The 21,757-nt window shown below is 59.8% G+C and carries 19 protein-coding genes and 1 pseudogene; 10 read left to right on the top strand and 10 right to left on the bottom strand.

What is annotated here, in order from left to right; translation table 11 throughout:
• Positions 1–28: 28 nt before the first annotated feature.
• Positions 29–184: a transposase gene (locus RSF91_RS19800; protein ID WP_442878793.1), complete on the bottom strand. Its 156-nt coding sequence runs from the start codon at positions 182–184 to the stop codon at positions 29–31.
• 493 nt (positions 185–677) lie between these two features.
• On the opposite strand from RSF91_RS19800, the gene RSF91_RS02865 reads away from it, so the two are divergent.
• The 4 genes and pseudogenes from RSF91_RS02865 (at position 678) to RSF91_RS02850 (ending at position 3,251) form a co-directional block, all read left to right on the top strand.
• The gene (locus RSF91_RS02865; RefSeq protein ID WP_332566986.1) at positions 678–1,886 is read left to right on the top strand and encodes a hypothetical protein; all 1,209 of its coding nucleotides are present in this window, start codon (positions 678–680) and stop codon (positions 1,884–1,886) included.
• A gap of 142 nt (positions 1,887–2,028) precedes the next feature.
• Positions 2,029–2,268 (top strand): annotated as a pseudogene (locus RSF91_RS02860) (6-aminohexanoate hydrolase); the annotation flags it as partial.
• Positions 2,269–2,272: 4 nt separating this feature from the next.
• A complete protein-coding gene (locus RSF91_RS02855; protein WP_332566985.1) occupies positions 2,273–2,668 on the top strand; it encodes a hypothetical protein in 396 nt (131 codons plus the stop codon).
• Between the two features lie 166 nt (positions 2,669–2,834).
• A complete protein-coding gene (locus RSF91_RS02850; protein ID WP_099735550.1) occupies positions 2,835–3,251 on the top strand; it encodes an organic hydroperoxide resistance protein in 417 nt (138 codons plus the stop codon).
• A gap of 6 nt (positions 3,252–3,257) precedes the next feature.
• On the opposite strand, the gene RSF91_RS02845 is transcribed toward RSF91_RS02850, so the two are convergent.
• Complete coding sequence (locus RSF91_RS02845; protein WP_332566984.1) at positions 3,258–3,923, bottom strand: 2'-5' RNA ligase family protein; 666 nt, start codon at positions 3,921–3,923, stop codon at positions 3,258–3,260.
• Positions 3,924–4,082: 159 nt separating this feature from the next.
• Here RSF91_RS02845 and RSF91_RS02840 point away from each other — a divergent pair, with 159 nt between their 5' ends.
• Together RSF91_RS02840 and RSF91_RS02835 are read left to right on the top strand one after the other, a co-directional pair.
• Positions 4,083–5,117 carry a serine/threonine protein kinase gene (locus RSF91_RS02840; protein ID WP_332566983.1) on the top strand — a complete coding sequence of 345 codons (1,035 nt, stop codon included), beginning with the start codon at positions 4,083–4,085 and terminating at the stop codon, positions 5,115–5,117.
• Positions 5,118–5,553: 436 nt separating this feature from the next.
• Positions 5,554–7,536: a lamin tail domain-containing protein gene (locus RSF91_RS02835; RefSeq protein ID WP_332566982.1), complete on the top strand. Its 1,983-nt coding sequence runs from the start codon at positions 5,554–5,556 to the stop codon at positions 7,534–7,536.
• A 109-nt stretch (positions 7,537–7,645) separates the two neighbouring features.
• Here RSF91_RS02835 and RSF91_RS02830 read toward each other — a convergent pair whose 3' ends face one another.
• Together RSF91_RS02830 and RSF91_RS02825 are read right to left on the bottom strand one after the other, a co-directional pair.
• A complete protein-coding gene (locus RSF91_RS02830; RefSeq protein WP_332566981.1) occupies positions 7,646–8,110 on the bottom strand; it encodes a hypothetical protein in 465 nt (154 codons plus the stop codon).
• A gap of 10 nt (positions 8,111–8,120) precedes the next feature.
• Positions 8,121–8,828 carry a TetR/AcrR family transcriptional regulator gene (locus RSF91_RS02825; RefSeq protein ID WP_332566980.1) on the bottom strand — a complete coding sequence of 236 codons (708 nt, stop codon included), beginning with the start codon at positions 8,826–8,828 and terminating at the stop codon, positions 8,121–8,123.
• Between the two features lie 122 nt (positions 8,829–8,950).
• Between RSF91_RS02825 and RSF91_RS02820 the strand changes: the two genes are divergently transcribed.
• Positions 8,951–10,162, top strand: coding sequence for an MFS transporter (locus RSF91_RS02820; protein ID WP_332566979.1), 1,212 nt, complete (start codon positions 8,951–8,953; stop codon positions 10,160–10,162).
• An 18-nt stretch (positions 10,163–10,180) separates the two neighbouring features.
• Here the strand turns inward: RSF91_RS02820 and soxR are convergent, their stop codons facing one another.
• Entirely contained in the window at positions 10,181–10,684 is a 504-nt protein-coding gene (soxR, locus tag RSF91_RS02815; protein ID WP_332566978.1) for a redox-sensitive transcriptional activator SoxR, read from the bottom strand.
• Between the two features lie 167 nt (positions 10,685–10,851).
• Between soxR and RSF91_RS02810 the strand changes: the two genes are divergently transcribed.
• Together RSF91_RS02810 and RSF91_RS02805 are read left to right on the top strand one after the other, a co-directional pair.
• Positions 10,852–11,379, top strand: a complete 528-nt coding sequence (locus RSF91_RS02810) for a RidA family protein (protein WP_332566977.1) — start codon at positions 10,852–10,854, stop codon at positions 11,377–11,379.
• A 25-nt stretch (positions 11,380–11,404) separates the two neighbouring features.
• Positions 11,405–12,625: an MFS transporter gene (locus RSF91_RS02805; RefSeq protein ID WP_332566976.1), complete on the top strand. Its 1,221-nt coding sequence runs from the start codon at positions 11,405–11,407 to the stop codon at positions 12,623–12,625.
• Positions 12,626–12,832: 207 nt separating this feature from the next.
• Here the strand turns inward: RSF91_RS02805 and RSF91_RS02800 are convergent, their stop codons facing one another.
• From RSF91_RS02800 to RSF91_RS02780, 5 genes are all read right to left on the bottom strand, one after another.
• Positions 12,833–13,327, bottom strand: coding sequence for a hypothetical protein (locus tag RSF91_RS02800; RefSeq protein ID WP_332566975.1), 495 nt, complete (start codon positions 13,325–13,327; stop codon positions 12,833–12,835).
• A gap of 148 nt (positions 13,328–13,475) precedes the next feature.
• Positions 13,476–13,985, bottom strand: a complete 510-nt coding sequence (locus RSF91_RS02795) for a GNAT family N-acetyltransferase (RefSeq protein ID WP_332566974.1) — start codon at positions 13,983–13,985, stop codon at positions 13,476–13,478.
• A 205-nt stretch (positions 13,986–14,190) separates the two neighbouring features.
• A complete protein-coding gene (gene htpG, locus RSF91_RS02790) occupies positions 14,191–16,131 on the bottom strand; it encodes a molecular chaperone HtpG (protein WP_332566973.1) in 1,941 nt (646 codons plus the stop codon).
• 295 nt (positions 16,132–16,426) lie between these two features.
• Positions 16,427–18,652 (bottom strand): pseudouridine synthase, encoded by a 2,226-nt coding sequence (locus RSF91_RS02785; protein ID WP_332566972.1) that lies wholly within the window; start codon positions 18,650–18,652, stop codon positions 16,427–16,429.
• Positions 18,653–18,850: 198 nt separating this feature from the next.
• Entirely contained in the window at positions 18,851–19,582 is a 732-nt protein-coding gene (locus RSF91_RS02780; RefSeq protein ID WP_169107684.1) for a Crp/Fnr family transcriptional regulator, read from the bottom strand.
• A gap of 229 nt (positions 19,583–19,811) precedes the next feature.
• Here RSF91_RS02780 and RSF91_RS02775 point away from each other — a divergent pair, with 229 nt between their 5' ends.
• Positions 19,812–21,749 (top strand): AMP-dependent synthetase/ligase, encoded by a 1,938-nt coding sequence (locus RSF91_RS02775; RefSeq protein ID WP_332566971.1) that lies wholly within the window; start codon positions 19,812–19,814, stop codon positions 21,747–21,749.
• Positions 21,750–21,757 lie beyond the last annotated feature (8 nt).

The raw sequence follows: 21,757 nt of genomic DNA, 5'->3' as shown, positions 1-21,757 counted from the left end.
CACTGCAACCTTCTGCGGGCGACCCGTATCAGTGAACTGATTGAGGATGGCTGCACAAAAACTCTGAACTGAGGTCGGATGCTGGCAAACCCAGTCCTGACAACTGCAAAAGGGATTGCACAAAGCCCATCGTCTGGTGCAACGCCAGACCGAACAAATCCTTGAGGGTCAGCCAGAACCGAATCGCAGCATCCTAAAACTGCGGGCTGCGCCCACCTACGCCCACGTTTGCCGCTGGCAGCGAAAAACCCTTGTCTGCGCTTGTCGATCCAGGTGGTCAACGCGGCTCACGCCTTGCGCACAGCGCTGCACTGCCTGCCGCTGTTTTTCCATAGCGAGCTTTGAAATGCGGGGGCTGATTCATCGCCCGAAGTGACCGGGCAGCAGAGAGCGTTTGATGCAAATAACGCCACCGGCTTGATGCATCCACGCATCAGTGGATTGTGATTTTTTGTCTATACATCAGTCACTTAGCACTCCATCAAAGCCTTTCATGCAACCATCCGAACCGTGCAATAAGAAAAATATTTGCGGCGTTTTCAAGACGTCAATTTCGCCTGGAGCACGCGGCATATACCGGCCCCAACGTCATTCATAAGGATTCAATCAGCATGTCTTTTCCGACGTTCAAGAAAAAATATATTCCCCATCTTTGCGCTGTTTTGCTGGGGACTTCCATGGTCACTTTGCAAGCCCAGGCGGCGACCTCCGCAGAGCTGTTGCGCATGATTGAGGATCTCCGGGCACGCCAGACACAGCTGGAAGTCGACCTCAAGACCGCCAACGCCAAGCTCAATGAGCAGCAATTAAAAGCACCGGTCAGCAAGGTCGATACCGCACGCGGCATTTTTGAAGAGCCCGCCGGTATTGCGCCACCGAGCACCACTGCGGTCTCGCGCTCCAATATGCGCCTGGAGGCTGGGGCGGGCGGCGGTCGCACGAATGGTGTGGGCAGTGGCTCGGGTCATGTCGGTGGCTCGTGGGCGGCACCGCTGAGCAACAACATGGGCTTTCAGACGGATGTGCTGGTGGGCGGCACGAACAAGGGCAACGGACTCATGGGTCTGGGCGCCCACCTTTTCTGGCGCGACCCCAAGCAGGGCGCTGTGGGTCTGTATGCCGGTCTGGGCGTGGGAACCGGCAGCTTTGCGACGGACAGCCAGCGCGCAGGCATGACCATGACCAAGCTCGGCGTGGAAGGCCAGTGGTACTTATCGGAGCGCGTGAGCTTTGAAGGCATCGTGGGACGGGAGCACATCAGTCGCCTGAACAGCAAAACGTTTGGAGATCTTCGCGTGGCGTTTTACCCCGAAGAGAACACCAAACTCAATATGGGGATGCGTCGATCCTGGGGCCGCGATTACGTGGTGGGTGGCGTGGAGCACCAGTTCAAGGCCTTTGGCAGCAACACCGCCTCGGTCTATGCCGATGCGTCCATCGGGCGTGACCGCAACTTTGGTCTGAACGTGGGCCTGCGGTTTGCCCTGGGTGGCGGCGATAAATCTTTGGTGCGCCGTGATCGTGAAGACTACGTCACCATGCAGTGGGTGCGTGACCTGCGCGACCTGCCCAGCTCGGGGGTGTTGGCCAATGCCCCTGGTGCTGCGGGTGCACCGGGTGCTGCCGGGGCTCCCGGTGTTGCGGGTGCCGCAGGGGCGCCAGGTGCTGCAGGGGCTCCGGGTGCTGCAGGGGCTCCGGGTGCTGCGGGCGCTCCAGGAGCGGCGGGGGCTGCTGGTGCCGCGGGCGCTGCAGGAGCAGCGGGGGCAGCAGGGGCTGCGGGTGCACCAGGAGCGACGGGGGCTCCCGGAGCTCCTGGTGAGGTGGGTCCTCAAGGCCCGGCGGGCCCTCCAGGTCAACTCCCCCCTAACCCTGGTGGTGGTGATTAACCAAACAAGCCCCTGATCATGGGAGTCCAGCGACTGGACAAGCGGGTCATGTCCAGAACCATTGAGCGCTGGGTCAATGAGCTGGGGTGCCCGCAGACGTTGGCAGTGGCATAGCTGTGTCTGTGCATCTGGTGCTGGGGGCCCGGCCCGGTTCGTCAAGGCCGGGCCAGGCTGATCGTATCGCAATATGTGGTGGGTCTCGCACAACCCCAACGGGGCCTATATGGCGCGCGGCATTCACGGCCAGGCCAACTATATCGATCCCAAGGCCCAGATGGTGGTGGTGCGCTATGCATCCCACCCGATTGCTGGCAACGCCGGCATCGATCCGACCAGCCTGCCCATGTACCAGGCGCTGGCCGATACGCTCATGAAACAATGAGGGCGTGAATCTACGCCCCCAATACCACCTTCGCCCCAGCCCGCAAGGGCTGCTGGCCTGGGATGTGCGCAAGCTCATCGCTCTGGCCGCCCAGCAACAAGTACAACCGCGCTGGATTGCGCTGTCTGAGATTGCCGAGCTGGATCAGCGCTACTGGTTCAGCGGGCCGGGCGACGAGCCCACACCCCGCGCAATTGCCGAGCACCTGAAGCTGGTCGAGGCGGCCGACACCGCCTACCCCATCCTGCTAGACGCCGAAGGCCGCTTGATGGACGGCATGCACCGCGCCGTCAAGCGGCTGGCACAGGGCCACACAGACATTTGGGCGCTGCAACTGCACAGCACGCCAGCGCCGGATTTTGTGGGTGCAGACCCCGAAAATCTCCCCTACGAAGACTGAGGTCGAATCATCAAAAACCATAGCTACCAGCGCTTGATACAAAAGAGCTAGCGGCAGATTTTGTGCGGATTCATGCATTCTCCGCACAAGCGCCCTCACCCCCGCAGACGGCTGGCGTCATCAACATGGGTTAGCGTATGCCTTTCACCAACCCAAGGAGATCAACATGGCCCAACTCGACAAGGTTCTGTACACCGCACACGCCCACACTACCGGCGGCCGCGAAGGCGCTTCGCGCACGGATGATGGCCGTCTGGACATCCAGCTGACCTCCCCCGGCGGCGCTGGCAAGGGCACCAACCCCGAGCAGCTGTTTGCTGCCGGCTACTCCGCCTGCTTTATCGGTGCCATGAAGGCTGTGGCTCCTCGCCAGAACGTGACTCTGCCCGCCGACCTGTCTGTGGACGCTGAAGTGGATCTGGGCCCCGTGGGTGAAGTGTTCGGCATCGCCGTACGCATGAAGATCAGCCTGCCCGGCATGGACAAGGCCGCTGCCCAGCAACTGGTGGACGCTGCTCACAAGGTCTGCCCCTACTCCAATGCCACGCGCGGCAATATCGACGTGACGCTGACTCTCGCCTAAAACCCGCTAGGTAAAGTCACGCCACAGGGCATCGGGGGTTGCAACGTAGCGCCCGGTGTCCAGCTCAAAGACGCCTTCCAGCGTCAGGGGCCCTGCAATATCTGCACTCGCATAGCGGGCCAGCGCCAGCTGCGTGACCGTGATTTCGGGCAAGCCCTGCCCCAGCGCATCCAGCTGCTTGACCATCTCGCGCAAAGGCCGTTGCTTGGCATAGTGGCCAATGGTCACATGGGGCAGATAGCGCCAGCCCGGCGCAGGCTCCTCGGGCACCAGCGCTGCATGCAGGCGCTGCAAAGCGGGCTCATCACCCTTCACACTCAGATATGGCACGGTGGTAAAGCTATTCACCCCCACCACTTGCACAGCAAAGGGTTGCTGCTTCAGTTTTTGCAGCAAAGCCACATCAGCTCGCAGCGCCTGTGCGTCATATTCCTGCGCTACATGTGCAGCGCCGCCCTGGCATAACCCGCGATAGGCCAGCGTGATATGCGGCTGGCGCGCATAACGTGGCAACAAGGCATCGCCCAGACTGGCTCTGGCCTGCTGCAGCACTTGCGCAAGTGCCGCATCTTCCAGCATCACGACCCAGACGGCGCACCACGGGCAGCCCTGATGCCATTCGGCAAAATCTCTATCCTCACAGGGCTCTGACAGTTCTGGGCTCACATCCATGACAGCGAGTGTGCCAGCTTCAGCGCAAAGCAAGAGTCTTTTGAGCAGCCAGCCCAATGCAGACAGGCGCTAGCCGCTAGCAAAACAAAAGCAGCACTGAGCGTATGAACGCAATCCCATCCAGCCAAAAAGGGCCGGTTTGCGCATGACAATGCTGGCATGAGCGATACCCAAGACCCCTCTCACCCCTATGCAGACCTCACGCCGGATTGCGTGATGGATGCGCTGTGCAGCACGGGCCTTGTGCCGGATGGACGCTTCACGGCCCTCAGCTCCTATGAAAACCGCGTCTACCTCGCGCATCTGGATGATGGCGACAAGGTCGTGGCCAAGTTCTACCGTCCCGGCCGCTGGAGCCGCGCGCAGATTGAGGAGGAGCATGCCTTCTCGCAGGAGCTGACTGACAAGGAAGTGCCCGTGGTCGCCCCGCTGGTTCTGCAAGGCCAGACCGTACACGAGCACAGTGGCTTTCTGTTCAGCATCAGCCCCTGGCGCGGCGGCCGCAGGCCCGAGCTGGATGACTGGGAGGTGCTGGAGTGGATTGGCCGCTTTCTGGCGCGCATTCACACCGTGGGTGCCACCCAACCCTTTGCCCATCGCCCGGCGCTCAATCTGAAAAGCTTTGGCTACGAATCCATGAACTACCTGCTGGAGCATGAAGTCGTGGCGCTGGAGGTTCGCAACCGCTGGCAACAAGCCTGCGAGAAAGCTCTGTCTTTAATAGCACCTGCCGCTGATGGATTAAGCGCTGCAGGCCATTTTGGCTTGCAATCTGCCACCGCCATTCGCCTGCACGGTGACTGCCACCCCGGCAATATTCTCTGGACACCACTGAACGACGAGGGCCACGGTGGCCCGCACTTTGTCGATCTGGACGACGCCCGCAGCGGCCCCGCCGTGCAGGATCTGTGGATGCTGCTCTCGGGTGACCGAGGCCAGCAGACCCAGCAGCTCTCAGCCCTGCTGGAAGGCTATGAACAGTTCCGCAGCTTTGACCGGCGCGAGCTGGCCCTGATCGAGCCGCTGCGCACCCTGCGCCTGCTGCACTACAGCGCCTGGCTGGCGCGCCGCTGGCAAGACCCGATCTTCGCCATCAATTTCCCATGGTTTGGCACACTGGATTATTGGCAGGGTCAGGTGGATATGCTCAACGAGCAAATCGAAGCCATGCAGCAAGAGCCGCTATACGCCTGAGCCAGCCGCTCAACCCAACGCCCCCATGCCTTTCAAGCCCAGCCCGTGACCCACGGACTGGGCTTTTTTGATGGCAGGTGTCGTTACAACCGCAATGTCAGCAAATCCATCAATTGGGTATGAATGTAATCAGCACTCAAGCCAGTGCTTCAAAGCAGTGAAATGCATCACCTCACAAGGACTTGAAACCTCGAATCAACAGAATCCTTTAACGACAAGCACTTACCTCTTTATCTATCAATCAGCAAAGCCGCATAGATAAAGCATTTCTCTACAAGACCCCAGATCAGGCCTACATCGCGTCAGCTAGAACACAGCGCACCAGCCTTCGACTTCCCACAAAAAGCCCTGCAGAGCTTCCTACCCGAAAGAAGCGAGTGGCTACCTACATTGGTTTCATTCACAGAAACCGAACAGAAAGTAGGGGGGAGCATTCATGAATTCTTCTTGGCATTCAGTCACGCGCCAGCTTGGCCCAGTCGCTCTGGCCGCATTGCTCACTGCCTGCGGTGGCGGCGGCGGTGGTGACAGCGGTGGCAGCCCCTCAGCTACATCGGGCTCCACCACCACGGGAACCGCGGCTGCAGCACCAGCACCAGCACCAGCGTCCTCCGACACACCAGCACCAGCTCCTGCGCCATCGAACAAGATGGGGTCTATGCCAGTCCCGGCTTCCGCTCCAACGGGTGTTTTCATCAGCGAAATTGCCAACAACTACTACAGCAATTCCGTCAGCTGGATTGAGGTCTACAACAACTCTGGTGCCAGCATTGAGCTGAGCAACTACAGCCTGCGCGCTCCCGCACTCAATCTGAGCACCCAGGCCAGTACCGCAACAGCCACCTTCGCCCTGCCCCAGCTGACTCTGCAGCCCAACGACTATGTCGTAATCGCCTCGCGTGTCTCTGCTGATTTGCAGAACACGTCCAGCAACGTCTATATCTCCAACGCGCAAAATCAGGTGCCTTACTGGCAAGGCGACTCAGGCTTTGTCGAGCTGATTGCATCCGGCTCCACCGTAGACTTTGTCGCCTTTGGCAGCAGCACCACCAAACCCGTCACCGCCAGCGCCTGGGGCGGCATCAATGTTCCAGCCATGAGCAATACTGCCAACAGCTACAACACTGCCATTGTTCGCCCCTTTGCGAGCTTCCGTCAGACTCGTACCGCCAGCGACTGGGCCCAGGTGAACTTCACAACACCCGGCGGCATCAATGACGTGCCTGAGGGCGTCACCGACAGCGATAACGACGGCATCCCCGACTCTGCCAAGGTAGCGGGCGGCACCTATGCCGGCCAGGATCTCTATGCCATGGGCGCACGCAAGGGTCAGCGCGACTTGTTCATTCATGTGGACTATCTGAACAGCACCGACGCCGGCGTCAAACCACAGGCGGGTGCGCTGGACAAAATTGTTCAAGCCTTCCAGAAGCGCAATATCGCCGTCCACTTTGATGTGGGCAATCTGTTTGCCGCCAGCGTAGATGCCAGCAAGCACAACCTCAGTGGTGACGTCAGCCACCAACGCAACCACGCAACCTGCACGCAACTGCTTGTCTCCAGCAAGCTCACCGCCGGTTGCTCCAGTCTGTACGCCATCAAATCGGTCCACCTCGATATTCGCCGCAAGCCCGTATTTCGCTACTTGCTCATGGCCAACTCGCAAGCACCGAACGGCAGCGGTGCAGCCTCTGGTTCTGCTGAGTTTCTGGGGGATGACTTCATGGTCACGCTAGGCGGATGGGGCCTGACAGCTGGCTCCTCGCGTCTGATGAACTATCAGGCCTCCACCATCATGCATGAGCTGGGTCACACCCTGGGCCTGCGCCATGGCGGCAATGAAGATGCAACCAACAAGCCCAACTACTACAGCGTGATGAATTATTTCTACCAGATGACAGGACTTCCCAACTCCCAGGGCATGGGCGTGACGCAGCGTTATTACTACTGGTTGACCAACTATCAAAATCAGTCTGCCAATGGCTACACAAAGAGCAATCCTTTCCCAGAATCACAACTGGACGATGGCCCTCACTCGCTCACTTTCAAAATTGATTATTCCGATGGCAGCAGCCAGCCCCTGAATGAAGATGCATTGCTGGAAACTCTGCTCATCGGACGAGGCTCTGCCAACGGCTACTTCGCGGACTGGAGCGGCAATGGTATTGACGACCGAACACCACTGATAAAAGATCTCAACAACTCGGGCTCCCACAGCATCCTGAACGACCATAACGACTGGGGCAGTCTGGTGCTCAACTCGCGCCGCAACGTCAATGCCAACAACAGCGGCATCGGCATGGCAGGCAGCTCCAAGCCTGCTCCCAGCATTCGCGCTTTTGACCCTGTTGCCACGCCATTCCAGCCTGTCATTACAGAAGAAGCTCCCTTCATCGCACACATGAAGCACCAGCACTAATCGCCATCAATTAGCGCCATCAATTTCGCAAAGTCAGCAGCAAGAACAACGGGCCTCTACGGCCCGTTGTTCTTTGTTGCTTTTATTGCTTTTATTGCTTTAGCGGGTCTTAGCAGCGCCCCTGCACACGGCATTCAGGCACAAGTTGCCCTCTCGCATCACGCCATTGCACGGCCTCTCCACCTTGTGCAGGAGCGGAAACAGGTGCTGAAACTGGTGCCGCCTGCACCTCTGCGGCTTGAGGTCTATTCGGGTCATGCAGCACCGTCGAAGTGCCAACGCCGACACCTACGCTGGCACCGCCCACGCCTGTGGATGCGCCCACACCAGCACTGCCCAGAACCTGCCCGCTCTGATTGACACCCACACCTACGCCCACCGGGCCAATGCCTGTGCCTACACCTGCGCTAAGGCCGCCACTACCCAGACCCACGCCGACGGAAAAAGGCCCAATCGGAATACCCACGCCAATGCCCGCCCCCACGGAGCTGCAACCGGGCAGCGCCATCAGCAGCAGCGCAGCCAGCGTGGCGCTCAGGCCTGTTTTCCCGGTGATCTTCAAGGCAGTTTTCATAACAGTTCGCTCATTGGCTTTTAACGGTTGCATTGTCGCCCGTCGATGTGGAAAAAAGGTTATCAATCAGTAGCTCGACCAGAGGTTTGAGTGCCAGCTTCTGCGGTGCATCAGGGGCCAGCAGACTGTTGTGCACCAGCGCCATCCAGAACGGGCTGGCCAGCAACTGTGCGCTGCGACTGACGGAGCGGGTCTTGAGCTCCCCCTCCTTCACCGCCAGCTTCAGCAAGTCCTGCACATAGGTCTGCCATGCATCAAAAGCCAGTTCTTTGTAGAGCCGGGCCAGCTCGGGGGCATGACTGGCTTCGCTGAGCACCAGCCGCGCCAGAAGGCCACGCTCACTGTTTTCCACCGCTTCCATCGTAGGCAGCAAGCTGCGGCGTAAAAAGGCTCGCACGGTCTCGCCTTTTCTGCGTTTGAGCGCCGTATAGACGGCCGAGTGCCTGAGTGCATGCTCCACCACCCCGCGCAGCAATTCGTCCTTGGAGGGGTAGTACAGGTACAGCGTCCCCTTGGCCACCTGCGCGCGGCGTGCAATGCGATCCATGGTGCTGCGGGCTACGCCAACCTCGACAAACTCCGCCAGCGCAGCCTCGGTAATTTGCTGGCGGGTCTGCGCCGTCTTGTCGAGACTGGGGCCGCGCGTGCGACGTCTGGCCTGCTCGGCATTGCCAATATCCGGGTCTGTGCAAGGGACGGATGCATCAGCCTCAACCATGCGTTGAAATCCTTTTCTAGAATTCATAAAGTTGACCAATAAGTCATTTTTAATAATTTTAGGTCAAGCTGATTTCCCCATGCAGGGTACGCAAAACGCCTGCCTTACCAAGTAGTTCAAAAATGCAATCTCGTCTGAGCCCCTATGCTTGGGTGTGCTTTTCCATGTGCGTAGGCGTCATGGGAACGGCCCTTGCCAGCCCGCTCTACCCCCTCTACCAGCAGGCCTGGGGGCTGCAGCCCAGCCACATCACGCAGATCTTCGTGACCTATATGCTGGGCGCACTGATCAGCCTGCTGTTTCTGGGACGCCTGACGAACCGCTTTGGTTTTCTGAAGGTGCTGCGCATGGGGCTTATCATCATGACGGTGGGCGTCATGGGCTCGGCAATGGCCTGGAATGCCGTCAGTCTGGGCGTCTGCCGTTTCATCATTGGTCTGGCGTCCGGGCTGATCACAACATCAGCCTCGGTGGGCATGACCCAGCTCAATAACAAAGGCGACTTGCAACGCGCCGCCGCCACCACCAGCCTGACGATTGCCTTTGGCTTTGGCCTCGGCCCCGTGGTTGGCGGCTTGATGGCGCAATGGGTGCCGCACCCACTTGTCACCAGCTATCTGCCCCCCATCGTGCTGAGCTTTCTGGGCATCTACGCACTGTTTCAGATCAAGCTGCCAGCAACTTCAGAGCCTTCGCCCAGCGATGCCCCCCGCCTGTCTCTCAAAGATGTGCTGCCCAGCATCTCCCAGCCGCGCAAGCCCTTTCTTTATCACTACGCGCTGGGCTGCATGGCTGCGTTTTCCGCCTTTGGCATGTTCAGTCTGTTTGCCGCCATGGCCCCCAGCTTCATGGCCAAGATGGTCCCCTGGCATGGGCCTGCCGTTTCGGGCCTCTCGATCGGCATCATCCTGTTTCTGTCCGCCGGCATTCAGTTGATTGCGCGCCCGTACGCCACTAAAAGCGTAGCCATCGCCGGTTTCTTCGCGCTGACCGCCACCAATGCACTGCTCATCTTCAACACCTTTGCAAGCTCGACGGCGCTGTTTGTTCTCTGCGTGATGAGCATGGCCTGCGGCCATGCGCTGTGCAATCTGGCAGGCATGTCCATCGTCAACAAAGTCTCCAAACCCGCCAACCGCACCGGCCTGTTATCCACCTATCTGGTCATTGGCTATGTGGGCACCATCGTGCCTATTCTGGGCATGGGCTGGCTGTCTGACCATATCGGCCTGACAGGCGCATTGATAGGTTTTTGCGTCTGTCTGGGCCTGCTGACGACCTCTCTGGGTCTGCTGTGCATACGCGCCCGCGTTCTGCCTATTCCACGCAACTAAGAGCAGCTCTAAAACCGCTTATCGGAAATGCGGACCGGCCCCCTGCCCGGCCAGGCAATCCTGCTCATTGCGCAGCGGACAGACCTTGAGGGACAGGCAACCGCAGCCTATGCAGGAGTCAAGCTGATCCCTGAGCTGGGTCAGCGTGGCAATGCGCTCATCAAGCTGGCCCTTCCAGTGGGACGACAGACTGGCCCAATCCTTTTTGCCGGGCACGCGGTTGCCGGGCAGATGCGCCAGCGCCTGTGCAATCTCGGCCAGGGGAACGCCCATGCGCTGTGCCACCTTGATCACCGCAACCCGCCGCAGCACCGCGCGGGCATAGCGGCGCTGATTGCCAGCAGTGCGCGCACTCGCAATCAAGCCCTGCTTCTCATAGAAGTGCAAAGCAGATACCGCCACGCCGCTGCGGCTGGCCACTTCGCCCACGCTCAGCTCCTGCCACCCATCTGCCTCCGGCAGATGGCGGCTGCCGGACTCCGCCGAATCAGCTCTCTCTTCACATTGCACTGTCGGTCCCATGCTTCTCCTTGCTGTTCATGACTGGCGTGCTATCGCCGCAATCCGAAGTGGTCTTATAAAACACTTGACCTCAAGCTTAGTTGAGGTTGAACAATGCAACGCAGCTTCCGCCCAAAAGCCCGCTCTTTGCAAGGCTTCGCCGGAGCAGGTTTGCCCGAAAAACTTCCATGGACTCCATGCCCAGCATCACCCCCCAGATCCGCGCACAAGCGCAATACCTGCAACCCGCCGGTCTTTATGACTGCAGCCCAAACGGCTACACCCATGTGGTCACCGTCCAGGAGCCTCTGCGCTGGCTGTTCGTCTCCGGACAGGGCGGAGAAGACGCACAGTCCGAACTGCCCGACAGCTTTGCCCAACAGGCCGCGCAGGCTCTGGCCAACATCAAGATCGCCCTGGCTGCCGGTGGCGCGGACATGAGCCATGTGCTCAAGCTCACGGTGCTGATCGTCGATCATTCGCTGGAGCGTTTCGAACATTGGCAACGCAGCGTGCGTCAGCACTGGGGCAGTGGCGAACCCGGCGACGAGAGGCCGCGTTTTCCAGCCTGCACGCTGATCCCCGTACCCAAGCTGGCCTTGCCCGGCATGCTGATCGAAGTGGAAGCCACGGCAGCGGCCCCCATAACAGCGGCCACGCAGCCAGCCCTTGCCATGCCACCGGCTCAAACTCTCAGAGCGGCCACCACGGCCTGACTTGCAACATCCATCCGCGCGCCTCATGAAACCAAACAACACGACCACGGCTCCGACGGTTCTCTCAAAAACAACCCTGCTGCTCATGGCCACGGCCTGCGGCCTGTGTGCAGGAGCCAATTACTTCAACCAGCCGCTGCTCAACTCCATGGTGCAGCACCTGCAGATCAGCGATGCCCAGGCATCCAGCACCGTGACCATGGCGCAGGTTTCCTACGGCCTGGGCCTGCTGTTTTTGGTGCCGCTGGGCGACATGCTGGAACGCCGTCGCCTGGTGCTCATCCTGATGCTGCTGGCGGCCTGCGGCATGCTGCTCTCCGGCATCAGCGGCCTGGCAGGCAGTTTTGCACTGCTGGCCGCAGGCACTTTGATGGCTGGCGTGTTCTCCGTCGCCGCACAGGTTCTGGTGCCCATGGCCGCCACCTTTGCCGCCCCCGGCACCAGCGGCCGCGCAGTCGGGCTGGTCATGAGTGGGCTGCTGGTCGGCATCCTCGCCTCGCGCAGCGTGGCCGGCATTCTTTCTCATCTGGGCGGCTGGAGCACGGTGTACTGGGTGGGCGCAGCCTGCACAGCTCTCATGGCTGTACTGCTGGCGCGCGCCCTGCCCAAGGCTGCGCCAGTTGCATCGGTGAGCTACGGCACCGTCATGAAGTCGCTGGGTGAGCTGCTACGCCAGCACCCACGCCTGCGCAGCCGTGCGCTGATTGGCGGCACCGGCTTTGCCACCGTGAGCGTGCTGTTTTCCACCATGGCACTGCTGCTGGCCGGGCCGGGCTTTCAGCTCTCGGACTTGATGATCGGCCTGATTGGCATCGTCGGCATTGCCGGTGCGCTGATGGCCAATGTGGCCGGGCGACTGGCCGACAAGGGGCTGGAGCAACCCACCACCATGGCGGGAGCCCTGCTCATGCTGCTGGGCTGGCTGTGCCTGTGGCTGGGCGGCACCAGCATCTGGTGGTTTATGTTGGGTCTGCTGGTGGTCGATGGCGCGCTGCAAGCGCTGCACATCAGCAACCAGAACGTGGTCTACGCACTGGCACCCGAGGCCCGTTCACGCATCAATGCCGTCTACATGACGACCTATTTTCTGGGCGCCTCCATTGGCTCGGCCCTGGGCTCCTGGGCCTGGCTCAACCATGGCTGGAACGGCGCCAGCCTCATGGGCGGATTACTGGGCCTGATCTCGCTGGGCGTGGTGCACTGGGATCGCCGCTTGCTGGGCCAGCAAAAGGACCAGAACTCTTGAATTGATAGCTTCCAGCGCTTTATGGATAAGCGCGGGAAGCTATTTTCATGTGTTTTTCGACTGAAAAACCTGATGCATGAAGATCACGTCAGTCGATCGGGGAGGATTAGTGGTGACCCGTTGCAGTCGTTCAGCACTTCTGAGCAGTGAAGGTCTCGCTACTTCCAAACCGAACGTGAGGCCAAAGCCAGAGCCTTATTCTGAGATTTAGTCCTCATCACTAGCGCGCGGGTAGCCTGCGTCTGCCCAGCGCTGCGCAGATGCACGGGTGAGGCTTTGGTCGGGGCGGGCTCGTACCTTGGCCAACTGGCTGCCATCCGCAGCAGTGGCCGTGAGAGTCGCAGTGGGATTCTCTTCATCGGGCTCAATATCGAGAGCCACCACGACGCGCAGTCCACGCACTTCAATCTCGATCGTTTTGTGCAGCATCGCTGCTTGGTGCTGCTCATGCCTGCGTATTATTTCGCTGGCAGTCTTCACCAGCGTATTGAAGGCCGACACGTCCAATGGCTTAGGACTTTTCTTGTCGCGGCCCATGGTCCATGGGCCTACCAGAGCCGGTTCCGCCTGGCCGTCTTGAGTCATTGATACTGCCCAGCCATCGTCATCTTCATTCTTGATCACGCGGGCTTCCCAGCCCTTGTGATGCCACAGGCGGTCTTCAAAGATGGAGACGTCTTCTTGTTCAAGTTCTATTGACATGTTTGGCCTGTTTTTTTGGAGCTATCAAGCCCCAATTTTACTGTTTATTTATACAGCTTCTCAAGCTAGGTGTATGCCAAGGGCGGGCGTCTTGAGTTACGTATCCCCTGATTAGGTCGATGCAGGGGTGGAACCCAGCACTGAGCAGTCATGCGCTAGCGCCCAGTTCCAGCACCATTGTTTGAGCCATAAGACCCGAGCCTTCACGTAAAGGCTCCGCCTTTCCAACAGAGAGAAAGCCTTGTGACCTATAAAACTTAAGGGCTGGGGAGTCAGCGACGGTTACGCCCAATTGAACATGTCGCGCACCATTCTTTCTTGCCCATGCAAGCGCCTCCGTGAGCAAGGAACGTCCAACACCCAAACCACGGGCTGCAGGATCAACCCACATCTGGTACAGGCAAGCAACATTTGATTCCTTTTCAGAGATCTGAGCCCATATCAATCCGTGCGCCTGTTCGCCACTGACTGCGAAAAATGCCTCGTTATTGGGTGATTTTGCAGCCGCAGCAATGCGTGTAGACCAGCTTTCGTCGGTCAATAAGATTTCACGTTCCCAAGTACTGCCAAAGGCGTCGGGTGAATCCTTTAAAGCGCGCAGACGAATATCACGGTACTTTTGCCATTCGTGGGCAGCGATGGGCCGAATAGAAATCAAGGCTTGCTTTCTGACTGAAGTTAACTAACGAGGCCGCATTTACCATTGTTTTCATGAGCCAGTTCGGGCACATGCAGATCGCTGAAGTAACAACACTTTAGCCTAACCCAAAGGCTGCTTATGACCGATCGCCGCCCACCGCAACCCATAAAAAAATCCCCGCAGAGCCACCACTCTGCGGGGATTTTTATTGAGCTAATGCCGCTTAAGCCAGCAGCGCGTTTACACGCTTGACATAGGCAGCCGGATCTTCGGGCAGGCCGCCTTCGGCCAGCACGGCCTGGTCAAACAGAATCTGCGCCAGGTCATGGAAGTGCACGGAGCCGTCCAGCTTCTTGACCAGCGGGTGATCGGGGTTCACTTCCAGCACGGGCTTGGATTCAGGCGCTGCCTGACCCGCCTGCTTGAGCAAGCGAGCCAGTTGCAGGCTCATGCCGTCATCGCTGACGACCAGGCAGGCGGGCGAATCGACCAGACGGCTGGTGGCGCGCACGTCATCCGCCTTGTCCTTCAGCGCTTCCTTGAGCTTGGCCAGCACGGGCTTGAAGACTTCTGCAGCTTCTTCAGCCGCCTTCTTCTCTTCTTCGTTTTGCAGCTTGCCCAGGTCCACAGCACCCTTGGCCACGGATTGCAGCGGTGTGCCGTCAAACTCTTGCACAAAGTTCAGCGCCCATTCGTCCACGCGGTCCGTCATCAAGAGCACTTCAATGCCCTTTTTCTTGAAGACTTCCAGCTGCGGGCTGTTCTTGGCTGCGGCCAGCGTATCGGCAGTGATGTAGTAGATGGCATCCTGGCCATCCTGCATGCGAGCCTTGTAATCGGCAAACGAGGTGTTCAGGCCGTCGTGCGTAGTCGATGCAAAGCGCAGCAGCTTGGCAATGCGGTCCTTGTTGGCTTGGTCTTCGCCCAGGCCTTCCTTGAGCACAGCACCGAACTCGTTGTAGAACTGGGTGAACTTGCCTTCCTTGGCCTTGTCATCCGCATCCACCACATCGGTCACGCCGTCAGCGCCGGCTTCGTGCTTGTCGTGGCGGGCCAGATCTTCCAGCATGGACAGCACGCGCTTGGCCGAGCCTTCGCGGATCAGCTTCACGTCGCGGCTTTCCTGCAACAACTCGCGGCTGACGTTCAGCGGCAGATTGGCCGAGTCGATCACGCCCTTCACAAAGCGCAGGTACTGGGGCATCAGCGCTTCGGCGTCGTCCATGATGAAGACGCGCTTCACATAGAGCTTGATGCCAGCGTGCTTGTCGCGCTGGTACAGGTCAAACGGGGCCTTGGCAGGGATGTACAGCAGCTGCGTGTACTCGGTATTGCCTTCGACGCGGTTGTGGCTCCAGGTCAGCGGGTCTTCAAAGTCATGGCTGATGGCCTTGTAGAACTCCTTGTACTGCTCTTCAGTGATGTCCTTCTTGGCGCGGGTCCACAAGGCGCTGGCCTTGTTCACGGTTTCCCACTCGCCGGTCTTGACCATCTCACCGGGCTGATCGTTCTCGCCTTCCTTCCACTCTTCCTTTTCCATCAAGATGGGCAGGCTGATGTGGTCGGAATACTTGGCAATGACTTGCTTGAGCTTGTAGCCGTTGAGGAACTCTTCCGCATCATCACGCAGGTGCAGGGTGATGCTGGTGCCGCGCTCGGCGCGCTCGATCTTCTCGATCTCGAAGTCACCTGTGCCGCCGCTGATCCAGCGCACGCCTTCAGAAGTGGGAGCACCGGCACGGCGGGTTTCCACGGTGATCTTGTCGGCCACGATGAAGCCGGAGTAAAAGCCCACGCCAAACTGGCCGATCAGCTGCGAATCCGCCTTCTGGTCGCCAGACAGCTTGTCCATGAACGCCTTGGTGCCGCTCTTGGCGATCGTGCCCAGGTTGTCGATGGCTTCCTGCTCGGTCATGCCGATGCCGGTGTCGGTAATCGTCAGCGTCTTGGCGGCCTTGTCAAAGGACACGCGCACTTCCAGATTGGGCTGATCGCCGTACAGACTGGCATCTGCCAGCGCTTCAAAGCGCAGCTTGTCGCAAGCATCCGAAGCATTGGAGATCAGCTCGCGCAGGAAAATTTCCTGATTGGAATACAGCGAATGCGTAACCAGGTGGAGCAGCTGGGCCACTTCGGCCTGAAAGGAATGGGTTTGCTTTGTCATGAGCGTTCTATGAAATTCTGAAAAAACCGCAAAAATTTATCGCCCAAGGCGATGCGTTTTATTAGCTTGGGACAGCCCTGCCGATTTCAAGGGCTTTGGCCTACAAACGAAAAAAGCGCAAGCGCTATTCAAAAAGAATAGCTGCTTGCGCTTATCTATCAATGGCTAGAAGCCAATTTCTCTAAAAGTTGGCGATGCCTGATGGCAGGGACAGCCAGCAAGGGCCGCCCCGCAGCGAGGCTGCCGCCCCCCTTCCGAAGAGAGAGGGGGAAGGCGCAAAGCGCCTCAGGGGGTATCAGAAGCTCTCGTTAGGAGCCAGGTAACGCCACTGACCCACAGGCAAGTTGCCCAGAGTCACGCCGCCGATACGGATGCGCTTGAGGCCCACCACGCGCAGACCCACCTGTTCGCACATACGGCGAATCTGGCGCTTCTTGCCTTCGGTCAGCACAAAGCGCAGCTGCTCGGGGTTCTGCCAATCCACCTTGGCGGGCTGCAGAGGCTGGTCGTCCAGCGACAGGCCATGGCGCAGCAGTTCCAGCTTTTCTTCAGGGAAGACGGACTGAATGTCCAGGTCGCGGTCACCCATGGTCACGCGCACCAGGTATTCCTTGTCGACTTCGGAGTCTTCGCCAATGATCTGGCGGGCCACGCGGCCATCCTGAGTCATCACCAGCAGGCCCACGGAGTCAATGTCCAGACGACCGCAAGGTGCCAGACCCTTGAGCTGGCTGAAGTTGAAGCGCGTCTTGCTGCGGTCTTCGTTCCAGCGGTTCTCGTTGGTGAACAGCACCACAGCAGGCTCATGGCCGTCTTCAGCCTGACCGCTCACATAACCCATGGGCTTGTGCAGCAGGATGGTGACTTGTTGCTCCTGGCGCTCCTGCGCCTTCTGGTCGATCTCAACCTTGTCGCCTGGAACCACGTTCTGGCCCATGATTGCGACTTCGCCGTTAACCGTCACCCAGCCGTTTTCCACCCACTCATCAGCCTCGCGACGCGAGCACATGCCCATGTCAGCGATGCGCTTGTTGATGCGAACTGCACCGGGACGATCGTCCTGACGGGCTTCCACTTCGGGCAGCTTGACGGGAATCACGCGATCCGAGCCATCAGCGGCAGGGCGGTAAGTGCGGATACCGGTCGTTGGGCGGCGGGTCGCTTCAGAAATAAACGAGCCGGGGATATGGCGCTTTTCAGGCTCACCACCACGGTCATCACGACGATCGCCACCGCGTTCACCACGGCGCTCGTCATTGCGGCGATCGCCACGGTCGTTGCGGTCAAAGGAACGGCCTTCAGGACGGTCACCAAAACCACGGTTCTGTGGACGATCACCAAAGTCACGACCTTGAGGGCGCTCATCACGACGGCCTTCAAAGCGGTCACCACCACGACGCTCAGCGTCACGGGGTTGATAGTCGCGGCGTTCGCCGTCACGTGGACGGAATTCACGACGCTCGCCACCTTCGGAGCGCTCTGGGCGGCCTTGATCAGGACGGCCAAAACCGGAAGAACGTGGGCGATCACCAAAGTCACGACCACCTTGAGGGCGGTCATCACGGCGGTCGTCACGAGGACGGAATTCGCGGCGTTCGCCACCTTCGGAACGCTCTGGGCGGCCTTGATCAGGACGGCCAAAACCGGAAGAACGTGGACGGTCACCAAAGTCACGGCCACCTTGAGGGCGGTCATCACGGCGGTCGTCACGCGGACGGAATTCGCGGCGCTCGCCACCTTCGGAACGCTCTGGGCGGCCTTGGTCAGGACGGCCAAAACCGGACGAACGTGGACGGTCACCAAAGTCACGGCCGCCTTGAGGGCGGTCATCACGGCGGTCGTCACGCGGACGGAACTCGCGGCGTTCGCCACCTTCGGAGCGCTCTGGGCGGCCTTGGTCAGGACGGCCAAAACCGGACGAACGTGGACGGTCACCAAAGTCACGGCCGCCTTGAGGGCGGTCATCACGGCGGTCGTCACGCGGACGGAACTCTCGGCGATCGCCACCTTCGGAGCGCTCTGGGCGACCTTGGTCAGGACGGCCAAAACCGGATGAACGTGGACGGTCACCAAAGTCACGGTTTTGAGGACGATCGCCACCGCGATCACCATCACGCGACTCGCCGTAAGGGCGGAAGCCACGGTCACCACCGCCGAAGCTGCGCTCGCCGCCTTGAGCGGGGCGTTCATCGCGGTTAAAGCGGGGACGATCATCACGTGGGGCAAAGCCACCACGGCGGTCGCCGTCATCGCGGGATGGGCGACCTTGTTCAGGACGACCATAGCCGGAGGAACGTGGACGATCGTCACGTTGAGGGCGTGCGCCGCGATCACCACGCGGTGCATCGCCGCGTGAGCCGCGATCGGAGCGGTCGCCGCCGGATCGGTAGCCACGGTCTTCAGCGGGCCTCTCGGCCTTGGCTGGTGCACGCAAAACAGGGCGTGCCGACGAGGAATCCGACGACGCGGAGGAATTGCCAGCACCTGGGGTGCCGGAATCTTTAGGAGTATTGACTGACATTTGGCCTCTATTTTCGCGCAACGCGCGTACGCGAGGCGAAAGTTATCCACAATTCCAGCGTGGCGCTGGGTTTTAGGACAAGGGGCCAGCGCAGCTTGCTTCAGAACGTGTTGAAGCTTTCTGGTTGCGCCCACAAGCGCCATGGAATCAACACCTTACGCCAAGGACATGAAGTTTGCGCAAACTTCATAGCAGGCATCAGGCTACAGCCTTGCGCGGCGAGCTGAATTCGCCATAACGCAGCGCTTCAAGGTCGAGCACGCGCAGGCCGCCGTACTCGATCTGAATCACCCGCTCGCGCTGCAGCACAGACAGCGCCTCGTTCACGCGCTGACGCGACAAACCGACGAGATTGGCCAGTTCCTGCTGTGTAATGCGTAGCACCTGCCCCACACCGGGGTAAAGCAAGGGGTTGAACAGCGCAGCCAGACTGCGCGCCACGCGCAGGTCAGGGTTGCTCATTCGGTCAATCTCGCGCGCTGCGATGAACTGGCCCAGCCGTTCATTGAGCTGGTTCATCACAAAGCGGTTAAAGCCAATGGAGTGATCAAGCAGCCAGTGAAACATGTCGATGGGCAAGCCACCCACCACGCTCTTGCGCAAGGCCTGCACGTTGTAACGATAAGGCTCGCGCTTGATGACCGTGCCCTCGCCAAACCAGCCGCCTGGCGGCAGACCGGCCAGCGTCATGCTGACACCGTCGGCGTTCTCGGTGTTCATCTTGAACAGACCATCAACCACGCCAAACCAGTAGGTGGGCGAATGGCCGGTGCGGCAGACATAGTCTCCGGGCTCGGCATCCCCCACCACCAGCACGCGCTGCACGTTCTCGCGCTCAAGGGGCAGTAAAACCGGCCACCACGGAATGCCCTCCAGCTCAACAGCCAAAGGCTTGCGGCGCCTTTGATGCAATGACAGTTCTTGACTCATGGCATGCAGCATTGCCAAAGCCGGGCCGATGCAAAAGCGGGATTTCCACGAGGCAGCAAATGCGCCGTTTTCAGCAGCATTTGTCACAGCGGATATTCACTATGAAGGCTTTCCCGCAAATTGTCGCCCAACAGACATCCTGACGTCAAAGTCATCCTTAGCATGACTGCAAGACTTCAGGTTCCGGGTGTTCATCACGCCGGCGCTCCCAAGACCCAAAGGACCCGGCATGACAACCACGTTTCCGCAACTGCTGCTCAAGCACGCGACAGAGCGCCCCGATGCGCCCGCTCTGCGTGAGAAGGAGTACGGCATCTGGCAAACCTGGAGCTGGCGCGAAGCCGCCCAAACCGTGCGCCACATGGCCTGCGGCCTGCGTGCTCTGGGGCTTGCACGAGGACAGAACCTGGCTTTTATCAGCGATAACCGCCCGCATGTCTACATGGGGTTTCTGGCGGTGCAGGCCTGCGGCGCTGTGCCCATCCCGCTGTACCAGGATGCCGTGGCCGCCGAGATGATGTTTGTGATGGAAGACGCAGAAATCGCGTTTGCCTTTGCCGAAAATCAGGAGCAGGTGGACAAGCTGCTGGAAGTGCGCGAGAGCGTTTCCAGCATTCGTCACATCATTTATGACGACCCGCGTGGCCTGCGCAAGTACGACCAGCCTGGTCTCATCAGCACCGAAGAACTGCTGGCCAAGGGCAAAGAGTGGGATGCGCAAAACGCCGGTGCTTATGAAGCCATGGTTCAGGCCGTGCAACCAGAGGATGTCTCGGTCATCCTCTACACCTCGGGCACCACCGGCAAACCCAAGGGAGTGTGCCAGACCCATGCCAGCTTTGGCGAATCCGCACGCGGCGGTGCGCAGACCGACAAGCTCAATGCTTCAGACAACGTCATCTGCTACCTGCCCCCAGCCTGGGTCGGTGACCATCTGTTTTCCTTTGCGCAGTGGCTGGTGGCGGGTTTCACCATCAACTGCCCAGAATCTGCGGCCACCATCTCCATCGACCTGCGCGAGATTGGCCCCAGCTACTACTTTGCGCCGCCGCGTATTTTTGAAGGCATGCTGACTTCGGTCTCCATTCGCATGGAAGACGCGTCACCGCTCAAGCAATGGATGTACGCCAAGGCCATGGGCGTGGCCCGCCGCGTGGGCTCGGACATTCTGGATGGCAAGAACGTGGGTGCCATCGACCGGCTCAAGTACCAGCTGGGCAATCTCTTCATCTACGGACCGCTGCGCAACGCCATGGGCCTGTCACGCATTCGGGTGGCTTATACGGCGGGTGCGGCTATCGGCCCTGAGCTGTTTCGCTTCTTTCGCTCCATCGGCATCAACCTCAAGCAACTCTATGGCCAGACCGAGACCTGCGCCTATGTCTGCCTGCAGCGCGACGGGCAGGTTGAGCTCTCCAGCGTGGGGCAGGCGGCACCTGGTATTGAGCTAAAAATTGCAGATAACGGCGAGGTACTGGTCAAAGGCGTATCCGTGCTCAAGGAGTACTACAAGCGCCCCGACGCAACGGCCGAAGTGATGGATGCCAACGGCTACTTTCACACTGGCGATGCCGGCGTGATCGACGCCAGCGGCCAGCTGCGCATCATCGACCGCGCCAAGGACGTAGGCAAGACCAGCCGCGGCGCCATGTTTGCGCCCAACTACATCGAAAACAAGCTCAAGTTCTTCCCCCACATCAAGGAAGCCGTGTGTTTCGGCCATGGCAAGGACGAGGTCTGCGCCTTCATCAACATCGACTACGAAGCCGTGGGCAACTGGGCCGAGCGCCAGGGCCTGCCCTATGGCGGTTATGTCGATCTGGCCAGCAAGGCCAAGGTGCTTGAGCTGGTGGCCGAATGCATAGGCCAAGTCAACGCCGACCTGGCCAGCGAGCCCGGCATGGCCGACACCCAGGTGGCGCGCTTTCTGGTGCTGCACAAAGAGCTGGACCCCGATGACGACGAGCTGACTCGTACCCGCAAGGTGCGCCGCAACTTCATTGCCGACAAATACGGCGTGCTGATTGAGGCGCTGTACACGGGCAAAAAAGAGCAGTTCATTGAGACGCTGGTGAAGTTTGAGGACGGCCGCACCGGCAGCGTCAGCGCCACGCTGTCCATCGTGGATGCAAGCATCCATCCCGCCGCCGTCAAAGCCGTCGCCTGAGAGGAATT

The sequence above is a fragment of the Comamonas sp. genome, assembly GCF_036643215.1.
Lineage (GTDB): Bacteria > Pseudomonadota > Gammaproteobacteria > Burkholderiales > Burkholderiaceae_C > Comamonas.
Note: the sequence above shows the minus strand (reverse complement) of the source record. Positions and strands in the feature narration are given on the sequence as shown.

Bases quoted from the DNA above. Each gene is read 5' to 3' on its own strand.
- RSF91_RS02865 (WP_332566986.1), top strand. From the start codon at position 678: ATGGTCACTTTGCAAGCCCAGGCGGCGACCTCCGCAGAGCTGTTGCGC.
- RSF91_RS02850 (WP_099735550.1), top strand. From the start codon at position 2,835: ATGGCCCAACTCGACAAGGTTCTGTACACCGCACACGCCCACACTACC.
- RSF91_RS02845 (WP_332566984.1), bottom strand. From the start codon at position 3,923: ATGGATGTGAGCCCAGAACTGTCAGAGCCCTGTGAGGATAGAGATTTT.
- RSF91_RS02840 (WP_332566983.1), top strand. From the start codon at position 4,083: ATGAGCGATACCCAAGACCCCTCTCACCCCTATGCAGACCTCACGCCG.
- RSF91_RS02835 (WP_332566982.1), top strand. From the start codon at position 5,554: ATGAATTCTTCTTGGCATTCAGTCACGCGCCAGCTTGGCCCAGTCGCT.
- RSF91_RS02830 (WP_332566981.1), bottom strand. From the start codon at position 8,110: ATGAAAACTGCCTTGAAGATCACCGGGAAAACAGGCCTGAGCGCCACG.
- RSF91_RS02825 (WP_332566980.1), bottom strand. From the start codon at position 8,828: ATGGTTGAGGCTGATGCATCCGTCCCTTGCACAGACCCGGATATTGGC.
- RSF91_RS02820 (WP_332566979.1), top strand. From the start codon at position 8,951: ATGCAATCTCGTCTGAGCCCCTATGCTTGGGTGTGCTTTTCCATGTGC.
- soxR (WP_332566978.1), bottom strand. From the start codon at position 10,684: ATGGGACCGACAGTGCAATGTGAAGAGAGAGCTGATTCGGCGGAGTCC.
- RSF91_RS02810 (WP_332566977.1), top strand. From the start codon at position 10,852: ATGGACTCCATGCCCAGCATCACCCCCCAGATCCGCGCACAAGCGCAA.
- RSF91_RS02805 (WP_332566976.1), top strand. From the start codon at position 11,405: ATGAAACCAAACAACACGACCACGGCTCCGACGGTTCTCTCAAAAACA.
- RSF91_RS02800 (WP_332566975.1), bottom strand. From the start codon at position 13,327: ATGTCAATAGAACTTGAACAAGAAGACGTCTCCATCTTTGAAGACCGC.
- htpG (WP_332566973.1), bottom strand. From the start codon at position 16,131: ATGACAAAGCAAACCCATTCCTTTCAGGCCGAAGTGGCCCAGCTGCTC.
- RSF91_RS02785 (WP_332566972.1), bottom strand. From the start codon at position 18,652: ATGTCAGTCAATACTCCTAAAGATTCCGGCACCCCAGGTGCTGGCAAT.
- RSF91_RS02780 (WP_169107684.1), bottom strand. From the start codon at position 19,582: ATGAGTCAAGAACTGTCATTGCATCAAAGGCGCCGCAAGCCTTTGGCT.
- RSF91_RS02775 (WP_332566971.1), top strand. From the start codon at position 19,812: ATGACAACCACGTTTCCGCAACTGCTGCTCAAGCACGCGACAGAGCGC.